General features: G+C 72.7%; 4 protein-coding genes. 3 read left to right on the forward strand and 1 reads right to left on the reverse strand.

Annotated elements, in window-relative coordinates; translation table 11 throughout:
• The first annotated feature begins 1 nt into the window (after position 1).
• Genes ROA7023_RS12650 through ROA7023_RS12660 form a run of 3 tightly spaced genes read left to right on the forward strand, consistent with a single transcriptional unit; the run spans position 2 to position 4,924 of the window.
• A complete protein-coding gene (locus ROA7023_RS12650; RefSeq protein ID WP_085879407.1) occupies positions 2-2,152 on the forward strand; it encodes a PqqD family peptide modification chaperone in 2,151 nt (716 codons plus the stop codon).
• Positions 2,145-4,115: a preprotein translocase subunit SecA gene (locus ROA7023_RS12655; protein WP_085879408.1), complete on the forward strand. Its 1,971-nt coding sequence runs from the start codon at positions 2,145-2,147 to the stop codon at positions 4,113-4,115. Before ROA7023_RS12650 ends, ROA7023_RS12655 begins: the two co-directional genes overlap by 8 nt.
• Positions 4,112-4,924, forward strand: coding sequence for an efflux RND transporter periplasmic adaptor subunit (locus ROA7023_RS12660; RefSeq protein ID WP_085879409.1), 813 nt, complete (start codon positions 4,112-4,114; stop codon positions 4,922-4,924). Before ROA7023_RS12655 ends, ROA7023_RS12660 begins: the two co-directional genes overlap by 4 nt.
• Positions 4,925-4,941: 17 nt before the next feature.
• On the opposite strand, the gene ROA7023_RS25550 is transcribed toward ROA7023_RS12660, so the two are convergent.
• Positions 4,942-11,400: a hypothetical protein gene (locus ROA7023_RS25550; RefSeq protein WP_306372490.1), complete on the reverse strand. Its 6,459-nt coding sequence runs from the start codon at positions 11,398-11,400 to the stop codon at positions 4,942-4,944.
• Positions 11,401-12,151: the final 751 nt, after the last annotated feature.

Raw genomic sequence — 12,151 nt, forward strand, 5'->3', positions numbered from 1 at the left:
GATGACGCAGTCGATGTTCAGCCAGAACTGGTATCGGGTCGCGGACCTGGCGCCGCGCCTGCGCGGGCATGTGCAGATCCACGACCACGTCTATCGCGGCATCGTCTGGCGCATCGTCGAGGACCCGCAGGCCGGGCGGTTTCACAGGTTGACACCCGCGGCCTATTTCATCGTCGCGATGATGGACGGCCGCCGCCGGATGCGCGAGATCTGGGACCTGACCGAGGCGCGCTTCGGCGCCGAGACGCCCACCCAGGACGACGTGATCCGGCTTCTGGCGCAACTGCACGCGGCCGACCTCCTGCTGGGCCAGAACCTGCCCGACCTGGCCGAGCTCGACCGGCGCGCGTCGGACCACGCGCACAAGATGCTGATGAGCCGGGTCAAGAACCCCATGGCCCTGCGCATCCCGCTGTTCGATGCCGACCGCTTTCTGGCCACGACGCTGCCGCTGGTCGGCTGGCTGTTCACCCCGCTGGGGGCGGTGCTGTGGCTCGGGCTGGTGATCGCGGGGGGCGTTCAGGCCGCGTTGCACTGGCCGGAGCTGACCGGAAACCTGTCGGACCGAGTCCTGTCGACCGGAAACATCGCCGTTCTGGTGCTGGTCTATCCGATGATCAAGGCGGTGCACGAGCTGGGCCATGCCTATGCGGTGAAGAAATGGGGCGGCGAGGTGCACGAGATCGGCCTCATGTTCCTGGTGTTCCTGCCGGTGCCCTATGTCGACGCCTCGGCTTCGATCGCGTTCCGGCACTGGTGGCAGCGGGCCGTGGTCGGCGGCGCGGGCATCGCGGTGGAGCTGGGGCTGGCGGCGGCGGCGATCCTGATCTGGGTGCAGACGGAACCGGGGCTCGTGCGGGCCGCGCTGTTCAACGTGGCGCTGATCGGCTCGGTCTCGACGATCTTGTTCAACGGCAACCCGCTGCTGCGGTTCGACGGCTACTACGTCATGGCCGACCTGCTGGGGATTCCGAACCTCGCGACCCGCGCGAACAAGTACCTTGGCTATCTGGTGCAACGTTACGGCTTCGGCATGGAAGAGGCCGAGACACCGGCCCGCGCCCGGGGCGAGCGGCGCTGGTTCGTGTTCTACGCGATCGCGTCGTTCTTCTACCGGATCTCGGTCATGATCGCGATCGGGGTGTTCGTAGCCTCGCAGTTCTTCGTGATCGGTGTCGTGCTGGCGCTGCTGGTGGTCTGGAACATGGCGCTCTGGCCGCTGGCGAAGGGGCTTTGGTTCGTCGTCGGCCACCAGGCGACACGGCGATGCCGGCGCCGGGCCGTGGCGGTGACGGCGGGCGCGGCCGCGATGATGGCGGCGCTGGTCTTCGCGCTGCCGATGCCTCAGGCCACTCGGGCCCAGGGCGTCGTCTGGCTTCCCGAGGGGGCGGCGGTGCGCACAGGGACCACCGGCGAGGTGGCCGAGCTTCTGGCCCGCCCCGGGGACCGTGTGGCGGCGGGCGACCCGCTCCTGCGGCTCAGCGATCCGCGGCTCGACGCGCTGTTGCGGGTGCAGCAGGCGCATCTGACCGACCTGCGGACGCAGTTCGCCTCGGCCGCCGTGTCCGACCCGCCCACCGCCCGCCTGATCGCCGCTGAGGTCGCCCGCGCCGAGGACGAGCTTGGCCGGATGCAGGACCGGCGGTCGGCGCTGACCGTGCGGGCCGGGCGCGACGGCACCTGGGAGGTGGCCGGCGCAAACGACCTCATAGGCCAGTTCCTGGGACGCGGCGACGCCGTCGGCACGATCCTGTCGCCGAATGATCGCACGGTGCGCGTGGTGGTGCCCGAGGCCGACATCGACCTGATCCGCAGCGGGACCCGCGCGGTCGAGGTGCGGCTGGCCACCGATATGGGCACGGTGCTGGGTGCGAGGATCCTGCGCGAGGTGCCGGCCGGCGACCGTGTCCTGCCCTCGCTGGCGCTGTCGCGGCAGGGGGGCGGGCGCTTCGCGCTGGACCCGGACTCCCGCGATGGCCCGCGCGCCCTGCAACAGCTGTTCCAGTTCGACCTCGAGATCGACGCGCCGGGGGCCCATACGCTTTATGCCGGGGCGCGGGTCCATGCCCGGTTCGCCCATCCCGACAGTCCGCCCGCCACGCGCCTGTGGCGCGGGGTGCGGCAGCTTTTCCTGCGCAGCTTCGATGTCTGACGCGGCGCTCTTCCTGCCCCGGCCCGGCCCGGCGCCCGGCCGCCCCACCGCGCCCAAGGCGCTGGAGCGGTGGTGGGCACGGGGCGTGGCGCCGGTGATGGCGGCGGGCCACCGGCCGCGCGGCTGGTCCTGCCTGGCGGTGGCGCGTCAGGCGGGCCGGCTGGAACGCAAGGTGACGCTGTTGTCCGACGACGAATTGCGCGCCCGGGTTCGGATCACGGGCCCCCTCCTGCGGCAACGCCACCGCGCCGCCGATTTCGCCCTGTTTGCCGCGGTCCTGCGCGAGGTGATCCGCCGGACCCTCGGCCTGCGCCTGAACCGGCGCCAGTTGCAGGGCGGGGCCGCGATCTGGCGCGGCATGGTGGCCGAGATGGAAACCGGCGAGGGCAAGACGGTGACCGCGATCCTGCCCGCCGCCGCCGCCGCCATGGCCGGCGAGATGGTCCATGTGATCACGGTGAACGACTACCTCGCCGCCCGCGACCTCGAGACCACCGCGCCGGTCTATGCCTTCCTCGGCATCCGCACCGGGCTGGTGGTGCGCGACACCCCGCCCGAGGCGCGCTGGGAGGTCTACCGCGCCCCCGTGGTCTATGGCTCCAACGCCGAGATCGCCTTCGACCACCTGCGCGACCGGACCGAGGCGGTCGCGGGCTCCTCCGCCGCCGCGGTGCTGAGCGGTGCGCCCACGGCCCGCGCCCGGCCGCCCCGCCTGCCACGGCTCGACCGCGCCATCGTCGACGAGGCCGACAGCGTGCTGATCGACGAGGCGCGCACGCCGCTGATCCTTTCGGGCGACGGCCCGCCGCTCTATGACGCGGCCACCTGCCGCGCCGCCATCGCCCTGGCCCGCACCCTGCGGGAGGGCCGCGATTTCCGCCTGGCACCGGCCCGCCACGAGGTGACCCTGACCCGCGCCTGCCGCGACCGGCTGGAGGCCGAACCCGCCGCGCCTGACGCCGGACCGCGCTGGCAGAGCGCCGTGTTCCGCGACGACCTGGTGCGCAAGGCCCTGTCGGCGCTGCACCTCTATGCCCTCGGGCGCGACTACGTGCTACAGGAGGGCAAGGTGCAGATCGTCGACGAGAATACCGGCCGGATCTTCGCCGATCGCAGCTGGAGCATGGGGCTGCACCAGCTGATCGAGACCAAGGAGGGGCTGGACCCCACGCCCGAGCGCCGCACCCTGGGGCGGCTGACCTACCAAAGCCTGTTCGGTCGCTATGCCCGCGTCGGCGGCATGACCGGGACGATCTCGGAGGCCGCGGTCGAGCTTTGGCGGGTCTACGGGCTGAAGACCGCGCGGATCCCGACCCATCAGCGCTCCCGCCGCCGCCACCTGCGCGATAGGGTCTATCGCAGCGAGGCCGCCCGCGAAGCCGCCCTGCTGGACAGGATCGGGGCGCTCTCGGCGCGGGGGGTGCCGGTGCTGGTCGGCACCCGCACCGTCGAGGCCTCGGCCGCGCTGTCCTACAGCCTGCACGCGGCCGGGCTCGACCACGCGCTGCTCAATGCCGAGAACGACGCTGAAGAGGCCGCCATCATTGCCCGCGCGGGTGCGCCGGGCCGGATCACCATCGCCACCAACATGGCCGGGCGCGGCACCGACATTCGCCTGGATCCGGCCTCGCGCGAGGCCGGGGGCCTGCATGTCCTTCTGACCGACCGGCACGATTCCCGCCGGACCGACCGGCAGCTGCAGGGCCGCGCCGCCCGGCAGGGCGATGCCGGGTCCTGCGAGGCGCATCTGTCGCTGGACGACAGGCTTCTGGCGCCGGCGCGTCTGGGCCCCGACCTGCGCCTGGCCAAGCGGCTTGCCTATTGGCTGCCGCCGTTGCGCGTGCGACTTCTGGGCCTGGCCCAACGCCGGCTGGAGCGGGCGCACGGCCGTGCACGCTTCGCCCTGATGCAATCCGAAGCCGGCCTCGACCGGACCCTCGCCTTTACCGGATCCCGCGAATGACCCATCGCCGCCTGCTGTCCACCGCCCTACTGCTCTGCCTCGCCGCGTCCCCGCTGGCGGCCGAGGACCGCTATGCCTGCGTCATCGACCCCTCGCGCGAGGTCGACCTGGGGTCCTCCGTCGCGGGGCTGATCGAGCGGATCGCCGTCGACCGGGGCGCCTGGGTGGAAAAGGGCGACCTCGTGGCGACGCTCTCGGCCGATTCGGAACGCGCGACCGTGGCGCTGCTGCGGGCCCGTGCCGAAAGCGAGGCGGAGGTCGCGGCGCAGGCCGCCCGCGAGCGGCTGGCACGGCAAGGCTATGATCGCGCACGGCGCCTGCTGGATCAGGGCATCGGCACCCTCGAAGCGCTGGAAGAGCGCGAGGTCGCGCTGGAGGTCGCCCGCCGCGACCGGGCCGAGGCCGACCTGCGCCGCACCCTCGCCCAGCTAGAGCTGCGCCGCGCCCGCATCGCCCTCGCCCAGCGTGAGATCCGCGCACCGATCTCGGGTTTCGTCACCATGCGGCACCTGGACGAGGGGGAGTATCTGCACCCGGAACTGGCGCTGCTGACCATATCCCAGCTTGACCCGCTCTATGTCGAGGCCTTCGTCGACGCGCGGGTCTACGCGGAGGTCGCCGAGGGTTCGGTCGCCATGGTTCATCCCTCGAGCATCGAGGCCGCCCCGCGCGAGGCGGTGGTCACCGTGGTCGACCGGGTGCTGGACGCGACCTCCGACACGTTCGGGGTGCGGCTGGAACTGCCCAATCCGGACTACGCGATCCCCGCCGGGCAGCGCTGCGAAGTGGCCTTTCCCGCGCCGGGTTGAACGCCCGAGCGGCCGGTTCAGAACACCTGCCAGTCGGACTCCGCCGTGCCATCCTCGGCATAGACCGTATAGCCGTCGTCGGCGCGGTCTTCCGCCGGGCGCTCGGCTGCCTGCACCGGGGCTGGGTCCGGGTCCGGCGTCGGGGTCGGCGCGGGCAGCACCGCCGGCAGGCTGGTCAGCTGGCCCGGCAATGTCGTGCCGCCGCGGATCATCGCCGCCGGGGTCAGCTGCAGCTGCTCGATCATCTCGGCGCGGGACAGCTCCAGCAGGCCCAGCCGGTTCAGCAGCCGCGAGAACTGCTCCGAGATGGCCCTGATCAGCGCGGGCACCGGCGCCGCCTCGCCCACGCCGCTCATGTCGAGCGCGGAGGGATCGAAGAACAGCACGTCGCCCCACCACAGCACCTGCTGCCCGCCCGGCAGCGCGACAATGGCGACCTGAAGCGCCGAGAGCACCCGTTGCTCCAGCAGGTCGATGACCGGCGCCCAGAGCGCGAGCGCCTCCTCCAGCGCCCGCCGCGCCTCGGCATAGCCGGGTCCCGCGGTCCCGGCATTGTTGCTGATGTTGCGCAGGTACATCAGGAAATCGTCCCAATTCCTGCCATCCTCGCCCGAGCTCTGGCCGCCTTGCAGCGCACCCGGCCCGGTCAGCAGGCTGACCCCGCCCGGCAGCAGACCGTTGAGCGAGGCCGGGGGGCCGCTTCCGCCGGCGAACAGGTCCATGAGGAACCTCTGCACCTGCGGGTTCTCGGGGCCCACGACCAGTACCGGCCCGGTGGGGGTCGGCCCCCCGTTTCCGTCGGGCTGATCCGTGGCATCGACCACGACCCGGTCGTCCGCTTCGCTGTCGTCACCGTCATCGGTCGGGTCGGCGTCGGTCTGCTTGCCATCCTCGCTGTCGTCAGGCGGATCCTCCGTGGGAGCCTCATCCTCGGTCGGGCCCGTCGGGGCCTTGCCATCGCTGCGGTCCTCGGGGTCGTTGGGTGTCTTGCCGTCGGTCTCGTCGCCGTCCGTGTTCTCGCCGTCGGTGTTCTTGCCGTCCGACTGTCCGTTGTCCGTGTTCTCACCGTCCGTGTTCTCGCCGTCCGTATTCTCACCGTCCGTGTTCTCGCCGTCCGTGTTCTCGCCGTCTTCCGGTTCCTCCTCGGGCTCTTCCTCGACGAACTTGCCCAATACGGCGTCGCTGCCGCCACTGTCGGGGATCAGGTTGCGCCCGGTGCCGCCCACGAGCCAGTCATTGCCCGGGCCGCCGAAGATCGCGTCGTCGCCGTCGGACCCCGCCGGCTCGGTCGCCAGCAGGAAGGGCTGGCCGTCCACCGTGATCGCCCCCTCGGGATCGGCGGGATCGAACAGCAGGAACGTTTCGGGGCGCGAGGGGTCGGCGCCGAAGGCCAGAAGACCGCCGGGGTTGCGCGGCTCGGCGAAGCCGGTCCGCACCACCGTCCCGTCCGCCAGCCGCGCTGCGGCCAGCAGCGGCGCCTCGCCCCCCGAGATCGCATCGTCGCCCGGCCCGCCGTGCAGGAAATCCCCGCCGAGTCCGCCAAAGACCAGGTCGTCGGCGAAATCGGGCACCACACCGGTCGGGATGGGCGTCAGGGTGACGGTCTTGACCAGCGCCCCGACAGGATAGATCTCGGCGCCCGCGGCCGCCTCCGGGCCCTCGACATCGGCCGCGGCCGCGGCGCCGGCCTGAAACGGAGCGCCCTCGGTCTTGCGCGAGGTGAAGATGCGGCCGTCGTCACCCAGCACACCGTCGATCCCGCTGCCGCCCGAGATCCAGTCATTGCCCCAACCGCCGATCAGGTCGTCGTCCTGTGCGCCGCCGAACAGCACGTCGCTGCCGGCCATGCCGAGCAGGATGTCGTCGCCGCCCTCGCCGTGGATCTCGTCGCCCGCGCCGGTATCCTGCGCCGCCGGATCGGCATCGGTGCCCCCGGCGGTATAGTCCAGAAGCTCTGTCGCGCGGGCCGCGATCTTCGGCCCGTCCGGACTGGTGTAGCTGTCGTGGCCCAGCGTCAGCGCCGCCCCGGTCACCCCGTCCACCAGCCGGTAGATGTTGCCGTTATCCCCGAGGATCACGTCGGCATCGGCCGCGTGCAGGGGGCCGCCCGGGTTGGCATCCGTCAGCGCCGCGCCCGGGGCCAGCAGCGAAGAATCGCCCAGGTCGTTGCGCGCGATCCGCAGGCCCGCGCCGCCAAAGATCAGGTCGGCGCCGTCCGGCCGCCGGGCCGCCGTGTCGCGGCCGAACATCGAGGACGAGCCGCCGACGATATCGTCCTGCCCGAGATTGCCGAAGATCACGTCGGAGCCGCCGTTGCCCTCGATGTAGTCGTCGCCGTCGGTCGCGGCCTCGGTCGAGGGCTGCACGGTCAGCGTCCCGTCGGCCGTGTGCGCGGCGTCGACCGGCGTGCCGGTCAGCGCGCCGTCGCCCTCTATGCTGTCACCCCCGGACTGGCCGAAGATCATGTCGTCACCCGCGCCACCGGCGATCCTGTCGGCGCGCCCGCCGGCGTCGTGAAACGTGATGCCTGAGCCGCCCGCGCCAGTCGCCAGCAAAGCGGCCCAGACCGGCGCCCCGGTCCCGGACCATGACGGGTCTGGCCGGGCCCCTGCCGCGACCTTGACCTCGCCGGCGGCGCCCGGGGCCAGCGCGGCGTCGTAGATCTCGCCGTCGACCAGCGTGCGGAAACGCGGGCTCGTTTCGGCCGTGCCGGTGAGGCTTGCGGAATCGCCGGTCACCAGGTCGCGGCCGGCCCCGGCGTCGATCGCGTCCCGTCCCGCGCCGCCAAGCAACAGGTCATCGCCCGCGCCGCCCAGGATGCTGTCGGCGCCGCCCGTCGCCGGCCGCAGCGCCTCCACCGTCACCGGGCGTCCGGCCTCGACCACGACGCGGCCGTCGTCGCCCAGAACGATGTCGGCGCCGCCGCCTGCCTCCGCGGTGTCGCCACCGCCTCCGCCGATCAGGATGTCGCGCCCCCCGCCCGAGACCAGCAGGTCGGTGCCTGCCACCGGCGTGTCGGCGGAGCCTGCCTCGATGCGGTCGCCGATGATCCGGATGGCTCCGCCGTCGCCCAGCAGGACAGCGGCGCCGGTCCCGGAGGCGCCGCGCAGGATGTCGTTCCCGCCGCCGCCGATCTGGAAGCTGTCGCCAAGATCGCCGTCCATGTCATCGTCGCCGTCGGCCGGGCCGTCGAGGCTCTGGATCGTGACCGGCAAGCCGCCCGAGAGCTCCACGCTCGCGCCGTCACCGACCAGCGCATCCGTGCCGCTGCCACCGCCCAGCGCGTCGTTGCCGGCGCCGCCGATCAGGATATCCGCCTGCGCCCCGCCGCGCAGGTCGTCATCACCGCCCGCGCCCAGCCGGATCGAGGTGATCGCGACGACGCCGGAGGTCCCGGCGAGCAGGTCCTGCCCCGGCGCCTGGGTCACGGTGGCGAAGTCGCCCGACAGGATATCCTGCCCGGTGCCCCCGATCAGCACGTCATTGCCCGCTGTGCCGGGTGCGTCGCCCGCGTCGCCCGCGATTTCGGAGGCGGTCACGGCGATTTTTGCGCGTCCCGCGGCCAGGTCGAGGTTCAGCCCGCCGTCGCCCTGCAAGATGTCGGCGCCGGCACCGCCGGAAAGGCTGTCATCGCCCGAGCCGCCGAGGATCCGGTCCCCGGCCTGCCCCCCGGTCAGCACGTCCGCGCCGCCGCCGCCGAAGATCACCACCGACAATGCCATGCCATCAGCCGAGACCACGTCATCGCCGGCCTGGACGCCGCTGCGCGCGAGCCCCGGCGCGACCGCGGGACCGCCCGCGTAGGGGCCGCCATCGGCCGTGGTGTCGCCGAACAGGACCAGCGCACCGGGGGCAGTGACGCTGGCGCCGCCCCGCGTGGTGCGCAGGTCGTCGCCCTGCCGGCCCGTTGCCGTAATCGTGTCATTGCCGGCCCCGCCGTGGATCGCGGTCAGCGCACCGCGCTGGGTCGTCTCGACGTCGAAGCTGTCGTCGCCGGCCCCCAGCAACAGCTCGACCGCTTCCATCTCGGTGAAATTCAGCCCGCCCGCGCCCAGCCCTAGGCCAAACACCGCCGTCCCTCCGGCACCTTCCGCCATGCGGCCGCTGCGGGACGCGGTCGCCATGTCGTCGAAAATGCTCAGCCTGTCGCGCGACATCGCCTCGTCGGCATAGAGCGCAGGCGCAGCCGGCCCGATGTGGAAGAGGCTGCCGACGCCGGCCTCGCCGGTCCGTCCCTGCGGCACCTCAAGCACCAGGGTGCCATCGGGCCGCGCCTCGTCGATCCGCCATGCAAGGCCGGTGCCATCCCCCTCGACCACGGTGAAGGTCTGGCCCGCCAGCTCTGCAACGCCGCCCAGCCCGAGCCGCGCGACGGCATCGCCCAGGTCGTCTGGGTCCACCTCCGCCTGCTGGAAGATCGCGGAGAGGTCGGCATCGAACCCCAGCACCACACCGTCGGGCACCAAGGCATCGGTTTCGCCCGGCAGGGTCACGGCCCCGGGCTGCGTGCGCAGGCTGCCGACGCCACCGCCACCCAGGACGTGCACCGACGCCGCGAGCGATTGCGTGTCGTGGCGGCCGGTTCCCGAAAGGGTCGCGCCCGAAGCGCCGATGACGTCGGCATGGTCGCCACCGACGTCGATCCGGTCACTGCCCAACCCGCCGAACACGGTCAGCGCGTCGATACCATCGCCGGTCTTGTCGATGTAGATCCGGTCGTCGCCCTCGGCGGCATCAAGCACCAGCGTGGCGAGGCCGGTTGCCTCGACCGTGCGGCCGGCCCCTGTCACGGTGCCGCCGTCCACCAGGAACGCATCCGCCCCCGCGGACCCGAAGAGCGTGGCCCGGTCGTCGCCCGTGCCCGCCTCGATCCGCACGAGACCGTTGAGCAGGGGCCCGGCCTCCGTCTCGAAGGTGTCGAGCGCGAAGGTGTCGTTGCCGATGCCGCCGCGCAGGGTCAATCGGGCCGTGTTGTGGCGCAGCTCGAACCGGTCATCGCCTTCGCCGCCGTCGATCTCGGTCGCGACCTCGGCACCGTTGGAGAGCAGACCGCGCACCGTCCGGGTGGTGGCAAAGCCGGCGCTGTCGCGCGGCGTCTGGAACACCTGGCCCACGCGGGCGAGGTCCGCGCCCTCGCCCAGCAGGATCCGCGTGGCCACACCGGTTCCGTCCAGCACCACCTCGTCATTGCCGCCGCGGGTGTCGACCAGCAGCGCGTCGATGCCGGCCCCATGGGTCACACGGGCGACGGCGCCATCGTCCAGCAGGGCTGCGACGAAGGCGGGCCCGCCCGCACCGGCGCCGCGCAGCAGGAAGCGGTCGCCTTCCGCGTCGTCCAGCCCGGTCACCACCAGCTGGTCCGTGCCCGTGCCGCCGCTGTCGCGCACCCGGGTCAGTGACGCGCCCGCGCCTTGGGCCATGGTCACGCGCAGGGTGTCGCCGCCGTCCTCGCCGTCGATCAGCATCTCCGTGCCCGCACCGGCCCTGCGCGTGACCTCGACACTGTCCGCGCCCGCGCCGGTGTAGACCTCCATCGGGCCGCCCAGCATGGGACGGTCCAGGACGACGGTATCGGCATCGCCGCCGGTCCGCAGCACGATGGAGGCGCCGAGGATCTGCCCCGCAAGCCGCACCTGCGCCCCGACGCCCGGATCGGCATCGGTGGCGTCGCGATCCGCACTGAGCGTGGCCCGGCCCTGGGCCGTGAGCCGGCTGCCGGCCTCCAGGATCAGCCCGTCGCCCGCCGTCAGGGTCAAGTTACCGGCCGTGGCCTCCACGACACCGCCCTCGGCCAGGAGGATCGTGTCCTGCACGCCCGCCGCATCGACCACCGCCAGTGAGATATCCCCCTGCGCGGCTGTGACCGAACCGATCCGCAAGGGCCCCGACAGCTCCGTCAGGTGAACGCCCATGCCGCCGGTCGTGCTCAGCGGCGCGTCCGCCGCGAGGTCGATCTCCAGCGGGTTGGCCGCGGCGCCGATGGTGCCCGCCGCGCTCAGCTCGATCCGTGCAGCCTGGATGTCGCGGCCGCCGTTGGTGTCGGCATCGAGGATCGCGCCGCCGGTGCTTGTCACCCGCACCTGCCCACCGGATGACAGGTCCGAGACAATGACGTCGCCCGCACCCTCGATGACGATGTCGCCCTCGGCCGTCTCCACCCGGCTGCCGTCGGCCATCAGCACGGACGCTCCGGCCTCTGTCCGCAGCACGGACCGCCCGGTGCCGCCGCGCACCTGCACCAGGGCGGCGGCGCCCAGCGCCAGGTTGGCCACAGACCCGGTCCCCAGGTCGTCCCGCGCCGTCAGCACGATCTCTCCCAGCGCCGAGAGCACCTGGCCATCGACCGAAAGCGACGCCGCGGTGACCGAGACCCCCTCCCGGCCCGAAAGGCGGACGCCGGCGGCAATCTCGGCGAGCGCCTGCACCGTCACAGCGACCTGGGCCAGGGCCGATTCCATGTTGCCGCGCAGCCGCATCGCGCCGCCCAGCAGGACAGTGATCCCGCCCTGCCCGGCCGAGGTGGCGCCGTCGAACGTGCCATCGCGACCCGCCGTCACCTCGATGCCGCCGTTCGATTGCAATTGGCCGGTCCCGGTGAGGGTGACATCGCGGGCGGCGCCGGCCTCGACACCGGAGCCGTTCCCCCGCACCACGCCCGAGATCACCAGGTCGCGCCCGGCCTCCAGAGTCGCGGCCCCCCGCAGCGCGGTGACGTCAAGCCGCCCGCCCAGCACGATGTCCCGTTGCGCCCGCAGGGCGACGTCGGCGCCGTAGGACAGGATCCGGCCGGTCGAGACGATGTCCTCGGCGGCCGTGACCTCCAGCAACCCGGAGGTGGCGATCAACCGGCCGGTGGACAGCAGCACCACGCTGCCCCCGCGCGAGGCCAGCGACAGGCCGGTCAGCGACGACAGGGTCACGCCGATCTCAAGATCGCCGAGCGCGTCGAGCACGTATTGCCCCGAGGAGGTGTCCAGCACGCTGCCTTCCAGCAGGGCCACGGTCTGCCCGCGCAGCAGGATGTCGCCCGCGGCGGTCCGCACGGGGCCCGAAAGATCCAGCCGCCCGGCGCCTGCGTCCAGCGTCACCCCGCCGTTGCGCGACACGATCTCGACCCCACCGAGGACGGCGAGGCCGGTGCCGCCAAACAGCCGCAGGGTCGCGGTCTCGGAGGTCGTCGTCACCCCTTCGGCAACCGTCAGGGCGCCGGTGGTCGCGACGTCGATA

This window comes from Roseisalinus antarcticus, from assembly GCF_900172355.1.
Taxonomy (GTDB): Bacteria; Pseudomonadota; Alphaproteobacteria; order Rhodobacterales; family Rhodobacteraceae; genus Oceanicola; species Oceanicola antarcticus_A.